Genomic DNA, 19,109 nt, shown 5'->3' with positions numbered 1-19,109 from the left:
CCCGCAAGCACCGCGCCGCAGGCGCAGCCACAGGGGTTTTGATGCGGGCCATCGCTGCGCTCGGCCCCGGCTTTGAAATCCCCTCTGGCCGTGCCGGGAGGCGCGAGCATCGCAGGTTGCCCGCAGCGAAGCGCAGGGACACGGCCAGTGGGGTCGCCTTTCTTTTGCCTTCTTTTCTTTGGCGACGCAAAGAAAAGAAGGGGCGCCGCCGGGCGCACATCCCGGCCAGCGGAAGACCGCAGAGTCGATCGAACATCGAACGACAGGGAGCCGATCCGACGCCCAAAAACCCCTCACCCCAGCCCTCTCCCCAAAGGGGCGAGGGAGCAAGACAGCGCCCTCAGGGCTTGAGGTAAGCGAAACCCTCGTGGTTCTGCAGCTGGCCGATGCGCACCACGCCGGAGGGCGTGAAGTCGGCGTCCATGATGAACTGGTCTTTCTTGAGGTTGCGGTTGCGCAGCGTGATCTCGCACACCTCGAAGCGCACGCCGCGCGCCTTCAGGGCGCTGACCAGCGAGGCGTAGTCGATGTTGGGGTTCTTGGCGTCCTTGGCGCCTTCCATCAGAAAGTCGACGCCGTCGGCGTGCGTCACCACGATGATTTGGGTCGTGGGTGCCACGTCCAGGTGGTTGCGGATGTTGCGCAAGCCCTTGGTTGCCTGGTGGGCGGCGTCGTCGATGTGGTACACCACCTTGTCGCTGCCGCTTTTCTTGTCCTGCGCCCAGGCCGTGGCGCCCGCCGTGGCCAGCGCCGCGGCCAGGATGTTGCGGCGCGCGGCCAGCTTGCGAAATTGAATGCCCATGTCTCGACTCTCCGGTGCCTCTGTGCTGCAAAGCTTCAAGTTAACACATCCACCGCGCGCCTGCGTGCTCGACCTGGACGGCACCCTGGTCGACACGCTGGGCGACTTCGAGGTGGCGCTGGCGGCCATGCTGCGCCAGCTGGGGCGCGATGCGCTGCCGCGCGCGGCCATCGCCTGCATGGTGGGCAAGGGCTCGGAGCACCTGGTCGAGGCGGCGCTGCAGGCCACGCAGCCGGCGCAGGCGGGCGATGCCGACCCGGCCCTGTTCGATCGCGCCTGGCAGCTGTACCAGGACGCCTACGGGCCCATCAACGGCCGCCACAGCCGCGTTTATCCGGGCGTGGTCGACGGCCTGCGGGCACTGCGCGCGCGCGGCCTGGCGCTGGCGGTGCTGACCAACAAGCCGCGCGTTCACGCACAGGCACTGCTGGCGGCCAAGCGCCTGGACGGGTATTTCAGCCAGGTGTTCGGCGGCGACAGCTTTGCGCGCAAGAAGCCCGACCCGCTGCCCCTGCTGCAGACCTGCCGCGCGCTGGCCACGCCGCCGGCCGCCACGCTGATGATCGGCGACTCCAGCAACGACGCCGCCGCCGCCCGCGCGGCGGGCTGCCCGGTGGCCCTGCTCAGCTACGGCTACAACCACGGCCAGCCGGTGGGCGAGGTGGACGCCGACGGCTGCTTCGACAGCCTGCCCGAGCTGGCGGCGGCGCTGGCGCGGGTGTCGGCGTGATGGCATCGAGGCCTGCATGACGCGCTCCCCGTCCGACCTGCTGCGCCGCGCCGCGGCCGACCCCGAGCAGCTGCACTGGCAAAGCTGGGCGGCGCTGGCGCCCGGCCCGGCGCTGATCGTGCTGGGCGCGGTGCATGGCAACGAAGTCTGCGGCGCGCACGCCATCGCGCGCGCCATCGCCGACCTGCATGCCGGCCGCTTGCGGCTGGCGCGCGGGCGCCTGACCCTGGTGCCGGTGGCCAACCCGCTGGCGTTTCGGCAAGGCACGCGCGGCGGCGAGCGCAACCTGAACCGCCACTTCGTGCCGCGCGCCAACCCGCAGGACTACGAGGACCGCGTCACGCGCCAGCTGGCGCCGCTGCTGGCCGCGCACGACGCGCTGCTGGACCTGCATTCGTTCCACACCGCCGGCGCGCCCTTCGCCATGGTGGGGCCGCTGGACAATCCCGGCCCGCGCGAGCCCTTCGCCCGCGCCGCCGAAGAGTTGGCGCTGGCGCGCGCCGTCGGGGCGCCGCAGGTGGTGCAGGGCTGGCTGGAGGTGTACGACCGCGCGGCCCGCGCGCGTGGCGAGCAGCCGGGCGACGACGGCATCGGCACCAACGAGTACATGCGCAGCCAGGGCGGCTACGCCGTCACGCTGGAGTGCGGTTTTCACGACGACCCGCAGGCGATCGAGGTGGCCGCGCAGGCCATCCGGGGCGCGCTGGCCCACCTGGGCTTGGCCGCGGTGCCCGCGCCCGCGCCGCACGGCGGCCGCGTGGCGCGCCTGCGCGAGGTGGTGTTGCGCGAGGCGCCGGGCGACACCCTGGCGCGCGACTGGCGCAGCTTCGACCCCGTGGCCGCCGGCGAGCTGCTGGGCACGCGCGCCGACGGCCGCCCCGTGCGGGCCGAGCGCGCGGGCTGCGTGCTGTTTCCGTTTCCCGAGTCGCAGGTGGACCAGGAGTGGTTCTACTTGGCCGAGTTTGATGCGCCGGCGGCCTGAGCCGGGTTTGCTACACTGCGGCTCATGTTCGCTCTCCGCACTGTCAACCCGCTGCTGGGCTTTGCCGCCCAGGGGGCGTGGCCTTGGCGCAAGCCAGTCTGCTGACATTGCCAGATTCGCGCCCGCAAGGGGCGCACGCGTGGCCCCCAGCGACGGGTGCCTGAATGGGAAGAACGAACGGCAGAGCACGCTGCCACGGGCAACGGAGGCCCGACACCCGTGATCACTGAACTCGAATTCAAGAGCCTGGCCGGCCAGGGCTACAACCGCATTCCGTTGATGAGCGAGGCGCTGGCGGACCTCGAAACCCCGCTCTCGCTGTACCTCAAGCTGGCCGGCGGGCCGGGCGGCGGCAAGTACAGCTTTTTGCTCGAATCGGTCATCGGCGGCGAGCGCTTCGGGCGCTACAGCTTCATCGGCCTGCCGGCGCGCACCATCGTGCGGGCCAGCGGCTTCGGCGACGCGGCGCGCACCGAGGTCATCACCGACGGCCAGGTGGTGGAGACCCACGCCGGCAACCCGCTGGACTTCGTCGACGCCTACCACCGGCGCTTCAAGGTGGCGCTGCGCCCGGGGCTGCCGCGCTTTTGCGGCGGGCTGGCGGGCTACTTCGGCTACGACGCGGTGCGCTACATCGAGAAGAAGCTGGAGGCGAGCTGCCCGCCCGACACCCTGGGCACGCCCGACATCCTGCTGATGCACTGCGAGGAAGTGGCCGTCATCGACAACCTGTCGGGCAAGCTGTACCTCATCGTCTACGCCGACCCCGCCCAGTCCGAGGCCTATTCGCGCGCCAAGCGGCGCCTGAAGCACCTGCGCGAGCAACTGCGCTACTCGGTCAGCGCGCCGCAGCTCAAGCCCACGCCGGCCTACCCGGCCGAGCGGCCGTTCGCCAAGGCCGACTACCTGGCCGCGGTCGAGCGCGCCAAGGGCCTGATCGCCGCCGGCGACTTCATGCAGGTGCAGGTGGGCCAGCGCATCAGCAAGCGCTACACCGAGTCGCCCCTGTCGCTGTACCGCGCCGTGCGCTCGCTCAACCCCTCGCCGTACATGATCTATTACGACTTCGGCGACTTCCACGTGGTCAGCGCGTCGCCGGAAATCCTGGTGCGCCAGGAGCACACCAACGAAGGCACCAAGATCACCATCCGTCCCTTGGCCGGCACACGCCCGCGCGGCGCCACGCCCGAGGCCGACAAGGCCACCGAGCAGGAACTGGTGAGCGACCCCAAGGAGCGCGCCGAACACGTGATGCTGATCGACCTGGCGCGCAACGACATCGGCCGCATCGCCCGGACGGGCAGCGTGAAGGTGACCGAGGCCTTTGCCGTCGAGCGTTACAGCCACGTGATGCACATCGTCAGCAACGTCGAGGGCATTCTCAACGAGGGCGTGAGCGCGATGGACGTGCTGAAAGCCACCTTCCCGGCCGGCACCCTGAGCGGCGCGCCCAAGGTGCATGCCATGGAGCTGATCGACCAGCTGGAGCCCGTCAAGCGCGGCATCTACGGCGGCGCCTGCGGCTACTGGAGCTATGCCGGCGACATGGATCTCGCCATCGCCATCCGCACCGCCATCGTCAAGGACCAGATGCTGCACGTGCAGGCGGCCGCCGGCGTGGTGGCCGACAGCGTGCCCGAGATGGAATGGCGCGAAACCGAGCACAAGGCGCGCGCCCTGCTGCGTGCCAGCGAGCTGGTGGAGGAGGGGCTGGAATGATGCGCTCGAATACCGAACAGCCGGACGCAGAGGACGCAAAAGGTTCGCAGAGGACGCAAAAGGAACAGCCAAATATCGAGAACGACTGTTCGCACGAGGTGATTGGTGCGGCGGTGGAGGTGCAGCGCGTGCTGGGGGTGGGGCTGCTCGAAAGCGCTTATGCCAACGCGCTGGCGATTGAGTTTGATCATCTTGGCTTGCATTGCCAGCGCGAGGTGCCGATCGCGGCCAGCTACAAGGGCCACGATGTGGGCGTGGCCTATCGCGCCGACTTCATCGTCGAGGATTCGATCATCGTGGAGTTGAAGGCGCTGGATGCCTTCACCGATGCACACCGCGCGCAGCTGCTGACTTACTTGCGCCTGTCCGGCCTCAAGCTGGGCCTGCTGATCAATTTCCACACCTTCCCGATCGTCAAGGGCATTCAAAGACTGGTGAACAAGCTATGACTTTGTTTTTGTCTTTCTTTTGCGTCCTTTGCGATTTCTTTGCGTCCTCTGCGTCCGGCTGTTCAAGGGGCTTGGCATGAAGCTGCTGATGATCGATAACTACGATTGAGGTCCACTGGCTTCCATCAACCTCCACGGAGAAACTCTAAGTCCTTGTTTTTAAAGGGTTGATCGTCCATCGAGCGATTCTGAAAGCTGGACAAATCCAGTGCTCATGTGTGTAATGGAGTGTGTAACGGGCCAATTTGGAGGCGTTATACACATGGCACTCACAGCACTCAATCTTCTCTCGGCGCGCAAAGTGGAAACGGCGCAGCCCAGGCCCAAGGTGTACCAACTCCGGGACGGAGGCAGCCTCTTTTTGCGCGTTCAGCCTAACGGCTCCAAGCTCTGGTGGTACCGCTACCGGCTGGGCGGCGCTGAACAGGTGTACTCGATCGGGGTATACCCAAAAATCACGCTGGAGGCGGCCCGTGCGGAACGGGACCGGGCAAAGGCGTTGGTCAAGAAGGGACTCGACCCCATCGTAGAGAAGAAGGCGGCGATCGCCCTCCAGGCCGACACATACGAACGCACGTTCGAGACCGTTGCTCGGGAGTGGATCGTCAGCAATGCTCACTGGAGCGAGTACTACACCAACCAAGTCACCAGCTACCTTGAGAAGGATGTTTTCCCCCGGATTGGCAAGTTGCCGATCAGCAGCATCAGGGCTCCACATCTGCGCCCCATCATCAAGGATGTGGCGGCTCGTGGCGCGAAGACTGTGGCGATCCTCATTCGCCAGTGGTGTGGGCAAATCTTCAGTTATGCGGCTGCCCAAGGTCTCTGCGAATTCGATCCTGCCGCCTTGCTCAAGGGACTGGTCAAGCGCCCTCAGGTCCGCCACAACCCTCCTTTGACATGGGCAGAGATCCCGGACTTTCTCAATCGGGTGGACAACGAAGGGGGTTATCAGACGACAGTCCTCGCCCTCAAGCTGATGGCCTTGACCTACGTGCGCACCGTAGAACTGCGCAAGGCCTCCTGGGAAGAGTTCGACCTGGACAACGCCATGTGGTCGATTCCGTCCGAGCGTATGAAGATGCGACGCCCCCATTTGGTTCCCCTGTCACGGCAGGCGGTGGCCGCTCTTAGGGAGCTACATGCTCTAACTGGCGGCGGCAAAGTATTGTTCCCGAGCTACAGGAAGCCGGGACAAGTGATGTCGGCAACGACGCTCAATCAAGCACTCAAGCGCATGGGTTATGGCGGGCGGTTTTCGTCCCATGGCTTCCGTTCGACCGCCACGACGATCCTTGGGTTGCTTGGGTATCCCGAAAAGCGGGTCGATCTCCAACTCGCACACTCGAAGAAGAACAAGGACTCCTCGCGCGCTCCATACGACCACACGAAGTTCGTGGAATCGCGCAAGGTGATCATGCAGGACTGGGCCGACATCCTCGACGCATTGAAGTCGGAGAAAAGCGTTGAAGATGTCACGAGGGCCTTCGGACCCATGTCGAAGCGTCGAACGGCTTTGCTTCGAGTTATCGAGCGCGAGTGACGCCAGCGCGTTAGCCGGGCGAGGCCTCTATCGGATCGACGTACCCGAACGCACCACGACCGCGTAGAGATCGGCGATCGTCGCCAAAGCGCCCTCATGCAGGGCCGCGGCTTCCACATTCACCACGTCCGTGCGGATGGCCCGCGTCGCGCAGGCATCGGCCACCACGGTGGGCTGGTTGCCGCGTAGAAACGCACCCTCGGCGGTGAACGTCACGCACATGTGGGTCATGAATCCCATGACGATGACCTGTTTGTTACCGGCCGCCTCAACGCGCTCGCCCAAATCGGTGCCGACGAATGCATTGGGCGCCGTCTTGACGACCACGGGCTCGTTGGACAGCGGCGCGACGGCGGGATGAATCTGCCGATCTTGGCGGCGAGGTCGTAGGGCGAGCCCTCTCCACCATCGTGAACGACATGGATGCTGTTGGTGCCGGCGGCGCGCGCCCGGGTCAACAGTTCAGATGCCGAAGCCAGCGCCGGCTGCCAGCCGGCCAGTTCCATGACGCCGCGCGTGTAGGTGTTCTGGTAGTCCACGAGGATCAAGGTGGCACCGTCTAACGTGGCCGGTGTGGGGTCCAGTCCGTTGAGCTGGCGCAGCGTGGTCGAGGAGTTCATGGTTGTACTTCCTTGAATGGGAAATGGAGGATCCGGCCATCAGAAATGACCGCCTCGTCATGCTAGAAGCGCAGCGGAATGTCGGCAATGTCATCTAACATGTAGATTCAGACATTGCGGTGCGCGGGCACCCACGGAGCTTGCAGCATGGCAAACATCAAGCGCCTCATCGTCATGGTGCTGTTCGAGCACGTCTATCTGCTGGACGTGACCGGTCCGGCCGAGGTGTTCTCACTTCTTCAGCGCGAGATGGACGAGCCGACGGGCTACGAGGTGGTGTTGGCGGCTGCGACGCTTGCGCCCGTCATGACTTCGGCCGGTGTGCGTGTACTGCCCGATACGACATTCGCCGACCTCGCCCCCCGTAGGATCGACACCCTCGTGGTGCCGGGCGCGGTCGAGGTCGATGCGCAGCGACGCGTGCGCGCCGTCGTAGCGCCTTCGGTGGTGGTATCTGTGAGGGCGCTTGCAGGCCATACCCGACGCCTCGCGTCCGTATGCGTGGGCGCGCATGTCCTGGCTGCGGCAGGGCTGCTCGAAGGCCGTCGTGCCACCACACATTGGTCCACCGCGCAACAACTCGCTGACGAGCACCCGGAGGTCAAGGTGGATGCCGACCCGATCTTCATCCGCGACCGTGATGTCTGGACCGGCGCCGGCCTGACCGCCTGTCTGGACCTGGCGTTGGCTTTGGTCGCCGATGACTTCGGCGAGCGATTGGCGCTGCGCGTGGCGCGCCAACTGGTGATGTTCCTAAAGCGCCCGAGTGGGCAAAGCCAATTCAGTGCCTCGCTGGAACCGGCGTCAAAGACCCGGCGCATGGATGCGCTGCGCCACTACATCATGCGCTGCATCGGTAAGCCCATGAGCATCGCGGAACTGGCCGAGCAGGCACATCTAAGCGATCGGCAACTGACCCGCATCTTCAAGACGGAATTGAACATGACGCCGGCCGCTTACATTGAGTCGGTGCGCGTGGAGATGGCGCGCAATCGGTTGGAAACCACCGACGAACCGCTTGAACGGATTGCCACAACTTGCGGCTTCAATACCACTGACACGCTCAACCGTGCATTCCGCAGGACCCTGGGCACCACGCCGGCCGAGTACCGCAGCCGGTTCAGGACAGTGTGCTGATCGCGCCCGCTTTGCCTGTCACTATCAGATCGTAGCTGCAACCTGCAGCGCTCTGCGCTCGAACCGCTCGGTCGCCGGAGTGGCTTGTACGTAGGGCCGCTGGAGGTACGTCACGACCTCGTAGGGGCCGTCGACGAGCGATCGCATAATGAGTCCCCATCCGTGAGCACGCTCGATGCGCGATTGCGTACAGATTCCCACGCCATAGCCTGCGGCGACCTTGAGCGCCAGCATCTCGAAGGAAGCCACGTACTGCGTGCTTTGCCGGCTCACCGCAGGAAGTGAAGACAACCGCTGATCCAGCAAAGGGCAACTCTCTGCCTGCCAGCGGAAGACAGGGTGATCCAGCAACTCGGCGATCGCGAGCTTGGCGTGATCCATCAAGGAGGACCGCAACGGCATAGCAACTGCCATGTGCTCGATCCACAAGGGTTGTGTATGGAGAGCCGAATCGGTAGCTCCTTGAAGCGACATCGCTGCGTCGTAATGGCCATCCTTCAGTCCCCCAAGAATCTCGTCACCTCTGACCTCAAGAAGCGCTATGGTGACCTCTGGCTCTTCGGCGCGTTGGAGCGCAAGCAGGTCCGAAAGCCTCGATGACGTTACGCCTGGCGCTATCGCAAGCCTGAGAGGGGGAGGTTGGCTGATGACGGTGGGCATGTGAGCCTATAAAAGCGAAAAAACAGATCAGGTTCAGCCAACATGGATTGAATAGAGTGAAGTTTAACGTCTATAACTTTAACGTGGTTAATTTTCGCGGATTGTTCGACGCTTCTGCTGATGCAGAAGCCCACTATTCAGCCAGGTCGTCCCGCTGGCACGTCTACGTATGAGTCCGCTCCAGCAATGGCGTTTGGGCAGGCCGTACGCGCAGCTCGTGTCGCTCAAGCAATCGCTCAAGACGAGTTCGCAGCTCTGGCAGGCATTTCGCGCTCGCACATGGGCAAGATCGAGCGTGGCGAGCATGTACCCACGCTCCCCCTCATACTTAAAATTTCCATGGCGCTCAAGATCAGTGCGGCCGAATTGATCGCGGCAACGGAAAGCAATCTTCGCAATCCAACCGAGACTTGAGGTCGAGCGTTCCGAAGGGCAGCATCTCCCCTCAGTCACCCGAGTGCTCGCGCAGGCGCACGATAAATCGCTCCAGCGCCTCCGGCAAGTCGTCGCTATCGGGCCGAAGCAGATAGGTGGTGATCACCGCCGAATCAACGGCCAGGGGACGGATTACGACATCAGGACGCTGGCTGACTGCGATCCTGGCCGCGGTTGTGAAGCCAACACCATAGCCTGCGCCAACCAAGGTGAGCATCATGTCGAGCGAAGACACCTGCTCAGCGACGTTGGGCTCACGTTCCAGCGGCCGCAAGAGCCGGGCCAGTTCACGGCAGTAGCCTTCGCATACCTGTGGGTTGCACAGCACCAGAGGATGGCAGGCGAGTTCGTGCAGGGGAATCTTCTTGTGCGACAACAGCGGGTGCCTAGGAGGCATCGCGACCACCAACGGATCCTGCCAGATTGTTTCGGCCACGATGCCTTCGCCCACATCGGCAGCGTGCGCAAATCCGATGGTGAAGTCGCCTGATCGGAGTCCTCGCACTTGCTCGGCCAAGGGCACTTCGGACAGGCGAATCTCGATCTCCGGCTCTTCCTCGCGGCAATGGGCCAGGAACGCCGACAGCCGAGGATCAATCGCGCCGTCGGATACGGCGATGCGCAGGCTCCCTTGTGAGCCCGCTGCTACCGCTTTGACGTTCTCCCGTGCTTGTTCCAATACGGTAAACAATCTGCGAACGTCCTGCAGAAAGGCGACGCCCGCGGAGGTCAGCAGAGTTCCACGTCGATTTCGATCGAAGAGCACCACTCCTAACTCATCCTCAAGTTCCTTGATGGCTCGGGACAGCGGGGGTTGCTCGATATGCAGGCGCTCCGCCGCTCGGGTGAAGTGCAACTCTTCTGCTAGGGCTACAAAACAACGAAGGTGTCGCAACTCCATGGATCAGTGCCCCAAGATTGAATGCATGAATTGCTTAACCATTGTTCAGGTCACCCCTGACAGAGTGATGAGCAGATGATTATTTTTTTGTAAGGATCAATGCAATAGGAAGTCCTTGCCAGAGAGAAATGCTCCCAGCTTCTGCGTGGGCGGCTTGATCCCTCGCGTCCAGCAGGGCCTCGTCGTGAGGCCCTGCTGGACGGCCAAGTTAGCGCGGCTTACGCATCAGCAGGTAGGCAGCCGGAATCACGAACAGCGACAGCAACGGTGCGGTCACCATCCCGCCGAGCATCGGAGCTGCTATGCGGCTCATGACTTCAGAGCCCGTGCCGCTGCTCCAAACAATGGGTACCAGGCCCGCCAGGATGACCGCAACGGTCATCGCTTTTGGGCGCACGCGCAGCACCGCCCCTTCCCGGATCGCATCGAGCAGTTCTTCTCGCGTTGGGTTGCGCCCATCGGGGCAACGTTCCGCCAAGGCCTGCTTCAAATAGATGAGCATCACCACGCCGAACTCCGCCGCCACACCTGCCAGCGCAATGAATCCCACGCCGGTGGCGATGGACAGGTTGTAATTCAGCAGGTACAGGGGGTCTCCTCGTTTTCAGTGCAATAAGTGACGGTACGAAAAACTAGCACTGGCGCGGAGGTGGTGTTGGTAGATCGTTGATTTCATTGACTTTCCTGTTCACTTTCAAATCTGCGATTCGTGGCGTCAAACCGTGGTCGGTTTCATCCATTGGTGCCAGTTATCGATGCATTTGGCCGCGAAGGCAGGATTTGGTCAGCATAGCGGTCAACCGGGAAGCGAAACACACCCCGCAAGTTGATGCTCTCCAGCCTGGTGGGCGCAATCTTCCCGATCAGTTCCGGTGGAATGACCTGGCGGCGGTTCGACCAGCGATCCAGGACCGCCTGCATCTGTGAGGTATTCCACGCCATCACGATGTTGGCCATCAGGCTCAACGCATCGGCCACAGCCTGCATTTCATCGACACGTTTGGCCTGCGCCGGGCTGATCCGGCCGGTATAAATGGCGCGCTTGAGGGCGTTAACAGCCTCGCCCCGATTGAGCACCCGGCGCAACTCGTTCCTGAAAGCGTCCTTGACAAAGTAGTCAGCCAAAAACGCCGTACGCAGCAACCGCCCCAATTGCACGCCAGCCTCATAGATTGGATCGCCCTGGGCGGCAGAACCGAACCGCGCAAGAGCTGCCACCGCACTGGCATGTCCGCTCATGACCGAGGCTGCCAGGTGCACCAGACTATCCCAATGCTTTTCGATCAAAGCGACGTCGACATTGGCTTCGCACACCGCAGCGATTTCTGCGGGCACTTTGGTGCCGCGTGGCACAAAGAGGTGGCGCTGTTTGAGTTCCTTCAACCGCGGGCAAAGATCAAAACCAAGCAAACGGGCATGTGACATGGCAAAGTCGGTGTAGCCATGGGTATCCACAGCAAGCTGGCTGGTCTCCAGCTTTTCTTGGCGGATGACACCTTCAATGGCCACGCCCGCCTGGCGCTCATTGAGCACAAAGGGCTGCGCATGGAAGATGCCCCACCGGTCTTTTACATGGGAGTAGATTCCAATGGAAGGTGTGTTGCGCCGAGGATCAAGCCGGGCTTGCCACACCCGTTTGGTGGTCTCCATGCTCATCATGTCAGAAGATGCCAAATCGGACCGCCCCCAGGTGGCGGCAATCGGGTGTCGCTGCATGAATTCCAGCACAGCCTGGCAGGCCTGGCTCAGACGCCGTTCGTCCCGCGCCCAGCGCATGGCCTGGCGAATGCTGGTGGCAGACAATTGCGGAATCATGCGCGCGCATTCGACCGCAGTCAGACTGGTGCCGTGGGCCATGATGCCGGCATAGACCATCAGCAGCTCGTCGGTAGAGCGCGGCTCACGTCCGAGCATGATCCAGCTAAAGCGCACCTGGGCGTCAACGGCCAGAATCACTTCCGGCAATTGAACCTCACCGATGCGGTGATCCAAAGCCGCGCGCAGCTTGGTCACTTCTGGGTCTTCGTCCTCTGCGGGCAATGGCGACAAATGGAGTTCATCATCCACGCGCAGTACGCCACTGCGGGCTGCAGCGGCCACCGCATCGACACCGGCAGTTACTCTGGCCAGCAAAGGCTTCAAGAAAGTGGCAGCCTTGCTGGGTAACGATAGACGGGCATAGTGTTTCTTGGACTCTGCCTGCCAACGCTCGTCCGTGAAGAACAAGCGCGCACGACCCCGAAAGCTCAGGCTGTGCTCAATCCAGACCGAGCCATTGCGCACCGCGCGGCGCAGGGCAAACAGGGTGGCCACCTCCAACGCCTGAAACGCCCGTTCCCGGTCTGGGCTGGAGATCGAAACCTGCCAGATCATTCCCAGACTTGGTGCCACCACTTCAACTGGCAGCTTTCTGGATCCTTTGAGATATAAAGCTTGCAGCTTGGCAAGGTACTCGATGGCAGGATGCTCGCCGGTGGCCTGCCAGGGCAGCTTTGCAATGGCGACGAGCAACGACCGCACGGGGCGAATTCCATCAATCAATCCCTCGCGGACCAGGGAGGCCCTGCTCGGTGGTTTGCGTTTCTGGGTTTCGGTGATCAAGGCTTCAAGACGGGCACGCAACTCAGCATCTGGCACCGCACCTTGCGCGCTCAAGGCAACAAGTTCGCCGAGCAGCGTTTTGTACATTGCGGCCCAATTGACGGTAGCGGGGACATCGGCGGCAGCCTGACGCCACAGATCGGCGATCCGGCGCTGCACCATAAGGATCAACTGGTCTGTGGTGGTGAACAGGCAATACCGAAGAAAGCATGCGACCTCCACGGTGCGCGCTGGCTCTTTGATCTTGGCTCCGGCTGAGGGCGGCCTGGAGACAAGTCGGCGCGCGTAGCGGCGCAAGATGAGATCGGGGATGTCTGCCAGGTGCTTATGAACGTCCAGCGTGTAAAGCAGGTCGATGCGCTCCAGTACCTCGCTGATTTGGCGGGTTGAGTGTTTCGCCGGTGCAGCCCATAGCCAACTCTGCTGGGTTTGTCCATCTGGGCGCAGCTCTGAAACTGAGGCTCGCCAGCGATCAAGTGTTGCTGGATCAACGCTGGCGGCGATGGCGGTGCCTGTTTCAACTTCAAGCTGGGCAAGTGCCGCCGCAATCAGTGTCCGAATTGCCCGCTCGTGCACGATCACCAGCTTGTTCTTGTACAGCCATTGACGCGCCCGCACGAGTAGCTGATCGCGGTCGGCGCAGCGCGCCACTTCGTCGCGCAGTTCACGTACCAGTGAGCGGCGCTGGTGCTCGCTCATCCACTGGAATCCAAGGACCGTGCAGGCTACTTGTTGGTGATCGAATAGCGTGCGCCCGCGTTCATACATGGCTCTCAGCGAGGCGACTTCTGGTGCTGCAATGCCAAGCTCGTTGCCAAGGTGGCGCCACAAGGCTACTGGAATTACCCGAAAGGCACCGAGCAAACGCCCACTCATGCGCAGGAAACCAATATGGAGCGCCAGACCAAGCTTGTGGGAATCACCTCGGCGTGCATTGATTGCGTCGCGCTCGGCACCATCGAAGGTGAAAAATGCCTTCATCTCGAAGTCGCTGATATCGCGGGGGAGCCCACGCATCCCCAAAAACGTTGTGTGCCAACCCTGCATCGTGAACCTCAAAAGTGGGAGGCCACCATACCCGTTTACAAAGCGAACAGGAAAGTCAATGAAATCAACGGTCTACCCAGACCACCCCCGCGCCAGTGCTAGCTTTGCGTACCGTCACTTATTGCACTGAAAACGAGGAGACCCCCTGTTGGCAACCTTGAAATCTGAAAAGAACAATGACTGACAGTGCGGACTATCTGAGTGGCCGGTTTCTGATGGGCCACAAGGCTGCGTGCGACCCGCCGAAGCCTTTCTAATCGTTTTGCTGAAGGGCCGTTCTGCAGCGACTGCCGTCGGTCGCGGCAGGGGGCTGGTTTCACGGTGCCTGGCACGAAGCCGCCATCAGCTCACCCAGCAGCACGGTGATATCAATGACAGGTATCGAAAGGGCTGCAGTCATACAGCGTGGCAGGCCACCGGTTGCTCAGCCAACTCCCGACCGAATGTCCGCTGCACGAAGGGTCGACCTCACGCTCTCGCCCCTGAACAGACATTCATGCATAGCCTGCAAAGCGGTCTTTCAGGCTGGCCTTTAAGGGAACTAGGGCCTGTTAACACATCCTCAGTCCATCAGCGACGAGCACGAAGCTGATGAAGCCCAGGAACATGAGGTCGAGTTTCTCGAACCGCGAGAAGATACGGCGATAGCCTTTGAGTCGACGGAACAACCGCTCCACCTCATTGCGGCGCTTGTACATCTCGCGGTCGTAGTCCCACGGTTCGATCCGCGTCTTCATTGGTGGCACCACCGGAATGAAACCCAGATCCAGTGCCAGCTGCCGTGTCTCGTTGCCTTCGTAGGCACGGTCCATCAACAAATGCACCGGTCTGCTGGTCGGCCCAAGACTGCTGAGCAGGCGCCGGCCTTCGGGTGCGTCGTGCGCCTGCCCAGGCGAGAGGCAAAACGTCACGGCCGTTCGAGCATCCGCGGCAACCATATGAATCTTGGTGTTCCATCCGCCTCGGGACTTTCCGATGGACTGCGGACCTTTTTTTTAGTGCCCCTGTGCCGTCGGGATGGACCTTGATGCTTGTGGAGTCCAGCGAGACGGCTTCGATCCTGATACGCACGACTTGCGCACGCTGCAACTCCTCGAACATGCGATCCAGGACGCCAGCTTTGGTCCAGCGATTCATGCGCGTGTAAATCGTGTGCCAGTTGCCGAAGCGTTTGGGCAGTCCGCGCCACTTGCAACCATGTTCGGCCACATAGAGGATCGCATTGACCACCTGCAGATTGCTCAGGCTGACGTTGCCACGCTGCCTGGGCAGGCAGTGTTCAATGGTAGCGAATTGTTCGGGCGTGATCTCCATGTCGGAGATTTTCTGGCGCAATCGTCGCCGTCGCCATTAGTGTTAACACGCCCTAGTGTGCGGGGTTATCGTACCGGTGAGAACCCGACACGATGGCAAGGCTTTGACCAACATGCTACAAGGCCCATTCAAACCAACTACCCCGGAGCCAGCCATGCCACGATCCCTACTCACCGACGCTGGCGTGCGTTCGGTCAGCGATTCCGTCGCCCTCGGCCTGCCGTCCGAACGCATGGCGTCCCTTGCCGAGGCGTTCAACCTGATGGTGCTGCCGACCCTCCAGCAACTCGATGCGGTCAATACCGGTGAAATCCAGCCGGCACCTGCCTTCGACCCGCGCTGGAAGGAGGTGCAGTCATGAGTTCGCTAACCCGCCTCACCCTCGCGCAAGTTGCGCAGAAACTTAAGGCACGGGAAGTCTCCGCCGTTGAAGTTCTGGACGCCTGTCTGACGCAGGTGCGCTCCACCGAAAAACAGATCAGTGCGTACGTGTGCGTGCTGGAGGATCAGGCCCGTGCAGCAGCCCAGCAAGCTGACGCCGACATCAGCGCCGGGCGCTGGAAAGGCCCGCTGCATGGCGTGCCTGTAGCGGTCAAGGACTTATACGACATCGCTGGCGTACCCACCACGGCATCGTCGCGCCAGCGCACGAATTGGACGCCGCAGCAAGACTGCGCCGTAGTCCGGCGCTTACAAGACGCAGGTGCCGTTATCCTTGGCAAGACCCATACGCACGAATTCGCCTATGGCGCCATCACTCCGAAGTCGCGCAACCCCTGGGACCCGGGAAGAACACCGGGTGGCTCCAGCGGCGGCTCGGCGGCCACGGTCGCAGCCTGCGGCGTCTACTTGGCGACCGGCACCGACACCGCTGGATCCGTTCGCATCCCTTCGTCGATGTGCAACACCGTAGGCCTGAAGCCAACCTACGGGCGCGTGAGCCGTGCCGGTGTGAGTTCACTTTCCTGGAGCCTGGACCATCCAGGCCCGATCACGCGCACCGTGGAAGACACGGCGCTCAGCCTTCAGGTGATGGCTGGCTTCGATCCAGCCGACCGCGGCTCGTTGGATGAGCCGGTGCCCAGCTATGCCGAAGGGCTCGGCCAAGGCGTGAAAGGCCTGCGCGTGGGCGTGCCGAAGAACTACTTCTTCGACCGCGTGGACCCGGAAGTTGAAAGTGCGGTTCGTGCCGCCATCGATCAACTGAAAGAGCTGGGCGCCGAACTGGTGGAAGTCGAAGTGCCCATGGCCGAGCAGATCATCCCGGTGGAGTTCGGGATCATGCTACCCGAAGCCAGCGCCTACCACCGCACGATGCTGCGCGAGTCACCCGAGCTCTACACCGCCGATGTCCGCATACTGCTGGAACTCGGAGATCTAGTCACCGCCACCGACTACCTGCAGGCGCAGCGCGTCCGTACGCTGATGCAGCGCGCGGTGGCCGAGATGTACCAGCGCATCGATGTGCTGATCGCACCCACACTGCCCATCCCGGCTGCTCGCAGCGGGGAGGAGGTCCACACATGGCCGGACGGCACGGTAGAGGCGTTGGTCATGGCCTATACGCGCTTCACCTCGTTCGGCAACGTGACAGGATTACCCACGCTGAACCTGCCCTGTGGTTTCTCCAAGGATGGGTTGCCGATCGGCATGCAGATCAGCGGCCGGCCGCTGGACGAGAAGACCCTGCTGCGTGCTGGGCTGGCCTACGAGAAAGCCACGACCTGGCACCAGCGTCATCCGGAACTGATCGGAGCGGGCTGAGCTGCAAGAAAGCAGGCGCGGCGGCGCACGACCCATTGTGCTACCGCTGCGTCTGCCTGAAGTGGCCGAGACCAAGCAGAAGAAGGAGGTGACATAGCCTCCTACAATCTGCCGTCTTCTCGGAGCCCTCTGGATGCTCGAAGTTCTTTGCATGGGGTTGCGCCGGGAGCGCAATCTGCAAGGTGGCATTGGCCTTCAGTGTCGATGCCGAGTTGAAGTCGCTGTACCCCTTTTTTCAACCACACCAGGAGAACCGCACCATGGGGCAATCACACACGCATGACCACCATCACGACGGGTACCAGGCACCGCCCGAAGACATCGCGCTGCGGGTCAAGGCCTTGGAGTCTCTGCTGATCGAGAAAGGTCTTGTCGACCCAGCGGCCATGGACTTGGTCGTCCAAACGTATGAACACAAGGTAGGCCCCCGAAACGGCGCCAAAGTCGTGGCCAAGGCCTGGGTGGACCCTGCCTACAAGGCCCGTCTGCTGGCAGACGGCACTGCCGGCATTGCCGAGCTGGGCTTCTCCGGGGTACAGGGCGAGGACACGGTCATTCTGGAAAACACCCCCGCCGTCCACAACGTCTTCGTTTGCACCTTGTGCTCTTGCTACCCATGGCCGACGCTGGGCTTGCCCCCTGCCTGGTACAAGGCCGCGCCCTACCGGTCCCGCATGGTGAGCGACCCGCGTGGGGTTCTCGCGGAGTTCGGCCTGGTGATCCCCGCCAACAAGGAAATCCGCGTCTGGGACACCACGGCCGAATTGCGCTACATGGTGCTGCCGGAACGGCCCGCGGGAACTGAAGCCTACAGCGAAGAACAACTGGCCGAACTCGTTACCCGCGATTCGATGATCGGCACCGGCCTGCCCACCCAACCCACTCCATCTCATTAAGGAGTTCGTCATGAATGGCATTCACGATACTGGCGGAGCACATGGTTATGGGCCGGTTTACAGAGAACCGAACGAACCCGTCTTTCGCTACGACTGGGAAAAAACGGTCATGTCCCTGTTCCCGGCGCTGTTCGCCAACGGCAACTTCAACGTCGATGAATTTCGGCATTCGATCGAGCGAATGGGCCCGGCCCACTATCTGGAGGGAACCTACTACGAACACTGGCTTCATGTCTTTGAGAACCTGCTGGTCGAGAAGGGTGTGCTCACGGCCACGGAAGTCGCGACCGGCAAGGCTGCGTCTGGCAAGACGGCGACGCCGGTGCTGACGCCGGCCATCGTGGACGGACTGCTCAGCACCGGGGCTTCTGCCGCCCGGGAGGAGGGTGCGCGGGCGCGGTTCGCTGTGGGGGACAAGGTTCGCGTCCTCAACAAGAACCCGGTGGGCCATACCCGCATGCCGCGCTACACGCGGGGCAAAGTGGGGACAGTGGTCATCGACCATGGTGTGTTCGTGACGCCGGACACCGCGGCACACGGAAAGGGCGAGCACCCCCAGCACGTTTACACCGTGAGTTTCACGTCGGTCGAACTGTGGGGGCAAGACGCTTCCTCGCCGAAGGACACGATTCGCGTCGACTTGTGGGATGACTACCTGGAGCCAGCGTGATCATGAAAGACGAACGGTTTCCATTGCCAGAGGGTTCGCTGAAGGACCTCGATGGCCCTGTGTTTGACGAGCCTTGGCAGTCCCAGGCGTTTGCCTTGGTGGTCAGCATGCACAAGGCCGGTCTCTTTCAGTGGAAAGACTGGGCCGAGACCTTCACCGCCGAAATCGACGCTTCCCCGGCTCTGCCCGGCGAAAGCGTCAACGACACCTACTACCGGCAATGGGTGTCGGCGCTGGAAAAGTTGGTGGCGTCGCTGGGGCTTGTGACGGGTGGAGACGTCAACTCGCGCGCACAGGAGTGGAAACAGGCCCACCTCAACACCCCACATGGGCACCCGATCCTGCTGGCCCATGCGCTTTGCCCGCCAGCGATCGACCCCAAGCACAAGCACGAGCCACAACGCTCACCGATCAAGGTCGTTGCCGCAATGGCTTGAGATCCACTGTCCTGTTTCCCTACCTTGAATGGAGTAAACCATGAGTTCATTTTCTACCACTGCTGTCCCCGCCGCCCAGCGCCTGAGCGCCACGCGCAGCTTACTGTTGCAACTGTCCGCTGGCGCCGCGCTGGGCCTGGTCGTCCTGTACGGCGTGGCTTTTGCCGAAAGCCCGCTGGCGCACAACGCTGCACACGATGTGCGCCACGTGACTGTCAAGCCCTGTCATTGAGGGAATGAATAACCCACCGCGCTGCGCGCGCCCCCCTCCAAGGGGCGAAGCGCGTAGCCCGACGGAGCGGGTTTCACCTTGTTCCTGATTTTGGGCGCTGCTGGCGTTGCAGGTCTTGCTTCCCCGGGTCCGCTTATTGACGGGGCCACACCGTCGCTCATCTTTGTATG

At 62.5% G+C, this 19,109-nt stretch carries 19 protein-coding genes and 1 pseudogene; 13 read left to right on the top strand and 7 right to left on the bottom strand.

The features are described from left to right. Window positions 1-340: 340 nt before the first annotated feature. Window positions 341-802: a DsrE family protein gene (locus tag ACWHMB_RS18235; protein WP_377480842.1), complete on the bottom strand. Its 462-nt coding sequence runs from the start codon at window positions 800-802 to the stop codon at window positions 341-343. Between ACWHMB_RS18235 and gph the strand changes: the two genes are divergently transcribed. From gph to ACWHMB_RS18210, 5 genes are all read left to right on the top strand, one after another. Beyond that, window positions 801-1,532, top strand: a complete 732-nt coding sequence (gph, locus tag ACWHMB_RS18230; RefSeq protein ID WP_377480839.1) for a phosphoglycolate phosphatase — start codon at window positions 801-803, stop codon at window positions 1,530-1,532. The two genes, ACWHMB_RS18235 and gph, sit on opposite strands and share 2 nt — an antisense overlap. Window positions 1,533-1,548: 16 nt before the next feature. Then, a complete protein-coding gene (locus ACWHMB_RS18225) occupies window positions 1,549-2,514 on the top strand; it encodes a succinylglutamate desuccinylase (protein ID WP_447648673.1) in 966 nt (321 codons plus the stop codon). A 219-nt stretch (window positions 2,515-2,733) separates the two neighbouring features. Further along, window positions 2,734-4,233 carry an anthranilate synthase component I gene (gene trpE / locus ACWHMB_RS18220; RefSeq protein WP_293222878.1) on the top strand — a complete coding sequence of 500 codons (1,500 nt, stop codon included), beginning with the start codon at window positions 2,734-2,736 and terminating at the stop codon, window positions 4,231-4,233. Beyond that, window positions 4,230-4,682, top strand: a complete 453-nt coding sequence (locus ACWHMB_RS18215; RefSeq protein ID WP_293222880.1) for a GxxExxY protein — start codon at window positions 4,230-4,232, stop codon at window positions 4,680-4,682. The genes trpE and ACWHMB_RS18215 overlap by 4 nt, the downstream gene beginning before the upstream one ends. 262 nt (window positions 4,683-4,944) lie before the next feature. Then, the gene (locus tag ACWHMB_RS18210; RefSeq protein ID WP_060784731.1) at window positions 4,945-6,225 is read left to right on the top strand and encodes a tyrosine-type recombinase/integrase; all 1,281 of its coding nucleotides are present in this window, start codon (window positions 4,945-4,947) and stop codon (window positions 6,223-6,225) included. Between the two features lie 27 nt (window positions 6,226-6,252). Here ACWHMB_RS18210 and ACWHMB_RS18205 read toward each other — a convergent pair whose 3' ends face one another. After that, the gene (locus ACWHMB_RS18205; protein ID WP_377480950.1) at window positions 6,253-6,588 is read right to left on the bottom strand and encodes an isochorismatase family protein; all 336 of its coding nucleotides are present in this window, start codon (window positions 6,586-6,588) and stop codon (window positions 6,253-6,255) included. Window positions 6,589-6,992: 404 nt separating this feature from the next. Here ACWHMB_RS18205 and ACWHMB_RS18200 point away from each other — a divergent pair, with 404 nt between their 5' ends. Continuing rightward, a complete protein-coding gene (locus tag ACWHMB_RS18200; protein ID WP_324549995.1) occupies window positions 6,993-7,982 on the top strand; it encodes a GlxA family transcriptional regulator in 990 nt (329 codons plus the stop codon). A gap of 24 nt (window positions 7,983-8,006) precedes the next feature. Here ACWHMB_RS18200 and ACWHMB_RS18195 read toward each other — a convergent pair whose 3' ends face one another. Beyond that, the gene (locus ACWHMB_RS18195; RefSeq protein ID WP_060784734.1) at window positions 8,007-8,642 is read right to left on the bottom strand and encodes a substrate-binding domain-containing protein; all 636 of its coding nucleotides are present in this window, start codon (window positions 8,640-8,642) and stop codon (window positions 8,007-8,009) included. 120 nt (window positions 8,643-8,762) lie between these two features. On the opposite strand from ACWHMB_RS18195, the gene ACWHMB_RS18190 reads away from it, so the two are divergent. Beyond that, window positions 8,763-9,056 carry a helix-turn-helix domain-containing protein gene (locus ACWHMB_RS18190; RefSeq protein ID WP_060784735.1) on the top strand — a complete coding sequence of 98 codons (294 nt, stop codon included), beginning with the start codon at window positions 8,763-8,765 and terminating at the stop codon, window positions 9,054-9,056. Between the two features lie 31 nt (window positions 9,057-9,087). Here ACWHMB_RS18190 and ACWHMB_RS18185 read toward each other — a convergent pair whose 3' ends face one another. The 4 genes and pseudogenes from ACWHMB_RS18185 to ACWHMB_RS18170 all read right to left on the bottom strand — a co-directional run bounded on the left by ACWHMB_RS18185 (window position 9,088) and on the right by ACWHMB_RS18170 (window position 14,940). Next, window positions 9,088-9,978, bottom strand: a complete 891-nt coding sequence (locus ACWHMB_RS18185) for a LysR family transcriptional regulator (RefSeq protein ID WP_187725756.1) — start codon at window positions 9,976-9,978, stop codon at window positions 9,088-9,090. A 208-nt stretch (window positions 9,979-10,186) separates the two neighbouring features. After that, window positions 10,187-10,567: pseudogene (locus ACWHMB_RS18180) on the bottom strand (efflux RND transporter permease subunit); the annotation flags it as partial. Window positions 10,568-10,710: 143 nt separating this feature from the next. Continuing rightward, on the bottom strand, window positions 10,711-13,626 hold the full coding sequence (locus tag ACWHMB_RS18175; protein WP_003049965.1) for a Tn3-like element IS1071 family transposase: 2,916 nt from the start codon (window positions 13,624-13,626) through the stop codon (window positions 10,711-10,713). A gap of 551 nt (window positions 13,627-14,177) precedes the next feature. After that, window positions 14,178-14,940 (bottom strand): IS5 family transposase gene (locus tag ACWHMB_RS18170; RefSeq protein WP_150359743.1). Its coding sequence is split into 2 segments (ribosomal slippage): window positions 14,178-14,616 and window positions 14,615-14,940, totalling 765 coding nucleotides; the frame shifts between segments, so codons are not numbered across the junction. A gap of 154 nt (window positions 14,941-15,094) precedes the next feature. Here ACWHMB_RS18170 and ACWHMB_RS18165 point away from each other — a divergent pair. The 6 genes from ACWHMB_RS18165 to ACWHMB_RS18140 all read left to right on the top strand — a co-directional run bounded on the left by ACWHMB_RS18165 (window position 15,095) and on the right by ACWHMB_RS18140 (window position 18,939). Continuing rightward, window positions 15,095-15,301, top strand: a complete 207-nt coding sequence (locus tag ACWHMB_RS18165) for a hypothetical protein (protein WP_012248402.1) — start codon at window positions 15,095-15,097, stop codon at window positions 15,299-15,301. Continuing rightward, window positions 15,298-16,704 carry an Asp-tRNA(Asn)/Glu-tRNA(Gln) amidotransferase GatCAB subunit A gene (locus ACWHMB_RS18160; RefSeq protein WP_012248401.1) on the top strand — a complete coding sequence of 469 codons (1,407 nt, stop codon included), beginning with the start codon at window positions 15,298-15,300 and terminating at the stop codon, window positions 16,702-16,704. The genes ACWHMB_RS18165 and ACWHMB_RS18160 overlap by 4 nt, the downstream gene beginning before the upstream one ends. A 260-nt stretch (window positions 16,705-16,964) precedes the next feature. Beyond that, window positions 16,965-17,600 carry a nitrile hydratase subunit alpha gene (nthA, locus tag ACWHMB_RS18155; RefSeq protein WP_034398515.1) on the top strand — a complete coding sequence of 212 codons (636 nt, stop codon included), beginning with the start codon at window positions 16,965-16,967 and terminating at the stop codon, window positions 17,598-17,600. Between the two features lie 10 nt (window positions 17,601-17,610). Continuing rightward, window positions 17,611-18,270 (top strand): nitrile hydratase subunit beta, encoded by a 660-nt coding sequence (gene nthB / locus ACWHMB_RS18150; protein WP_034398444.1) that lies wholly within the window; start codon window positions 17,611-17,613, stop codon window positions 18,268-18,270. A gap of 2 nt (window positions 18,271-18,272) precedes the next feature. Then, window positions 18,273-18,707: a nitrile hydratase accessory protein gene (locus ACWHMB_RS18145; protein WP_012248398.1), complete on the top strand. Its 435-nt coding sequence runs from the start codon at window positions 18,273-18,275 to the stop codon at window positions 18,705-18,707. Between the two features lie 40 nt (window positions 18,708-18,747). Beyond that, window positions 18,748-18,939, top strand: coding sequence for a CbtB domain-containing protein (locus ACWHMB_RS18140; RefSeq protein WP_012248397.1), 192 nt, complete (start codon window positions 18,748-18,750; stop codon window positions 18,937-18,939). The last annotated feature ends 170 nt before the right edge of the window (window positions 18,940-19,109 follow it).

It is taken from the genome of Ottowia pentelensis, assembly GCF_964341695.1.
This window is presented reverse-complemented; position numbering and strand designations above follow the sequence as displayed.

Excerpts from the sequence above, each read along its gene's own strand:
- ACWHMB_RS18215 (WP_293222880.1), top strand. The coding sequence starts at position 4,230 with ATGATGCGCTCGAATACCGAACAGCCGGACGCAGAGGACGCAAAAGGT.
- ACWHMB_RS18225 (WP_447648673.1), top strand. The coding sequence starts at position 1,549 with ATGACGCGCTCCCCGTCCGACCTGCTGCGCCGCGCCGCGGCCGACCCC.
- ACWHMB_RS18185 (WP_187725756.1), bottom strand. The coding sequence starts at position 9,978 with ATGGAGTTGCGACACCTTCGTTGTTTTGTAGCCCTAGCAGAAGAGTTG.
- ACWHMB_RS18160 (WP_012248401.1), top strand. The coding sequence starts at position 15,298 with ATGAGTTCGCTAACCCGCCTCACCCTCGCGCAAGTTGCGCAGAAACTT.
- ACWHMB_RS18235 (WP_377480842.1), bottom strand. The coding sequence starts at position 802 with ATGGGCATTCAATTTCGCAAGCTGGCCGCGCGCCGCAACATCCTGGCC.
- nthA (WP_034398515.1), top strand. The coding sequence starts at position 16,965 with ATGGGGCAATCACACACGCATGACCACCATCACGACGGGTACCAGGCA.
- ACWHMB_RS18140 (WP_012248397.1), top strand. The coding sequence starts at position 18,748 with ATGAGTTCATTTTCTACCACTGCTGTCCCCGCCGCCCAGCGCCTGAGC.
- ACWHMB_RS18145 (WP_012248398.1), top strand. The coding sequence starts at position 18,273 with ATGAAAGACGAACGGTTTCCATTGCCAGAGGGTTCGCTGAAGGACCTC.
- ACWHMB_RS18195 (WP_060784734.1), bottom strand. The coding sequence starts at position 8,642 with ATGCCCACCGTCATCAGCCAACCTCCCCCTCTCAGGCTTGCGATAGCG.
- ACWHMB_RS18190 (WP_060784735.1), top strand. The coding sequence starts at position 8,763 with ATGCAGAAGCCCACTATTCAGCCAGGTCGTCCCGCTGGCACGTCTACG.
- ACWHMB_RS18200 (WP_324549995.1), top strand. The coding sequence starts at position 6,993 with ATGGCAAACATCAAGCGCCTCATCGTCATGGTGCTGTTCGAGCACGTC.
- ACWHMB_RS18165 (WP_012248402.1), top strand. The coding sequence starts at position 15,095 with ATGCCACGATCCCTACTCACCGACGCTGGCGTGCGTTCGGTCAGCGAT.
- ACWHMB_RS18175 (WP_003049965.1), bottom strand. The coding sequence starts at position 13,626 with ATGCAGGGTTGGCACACAACGTTTTTGGGGATGCGTGGGCTCCCCCGC.
- ACWHMB_RS18210 (WP_060784731.1), top strand. The coding sequence starts at position 4,945 with ATGGCACTCACAGCACTCAATCTTCTCTCGGCGCGCAAAGTGGAAACG.
- nthB (WP_034398444.1), top strand. The coding sequence starts at position 17,611 with ATGAATGGCATTCACGATACTGGCGGAGCACATGGTTATGGGCCGGTT.
- gph (WP_377480839.1), top strand. The coding sequence starts at position 801 with ATGTCTCGACTCTCCGGTGCCTCTGTGCTGCAAAGCTTCAAGTTAACA.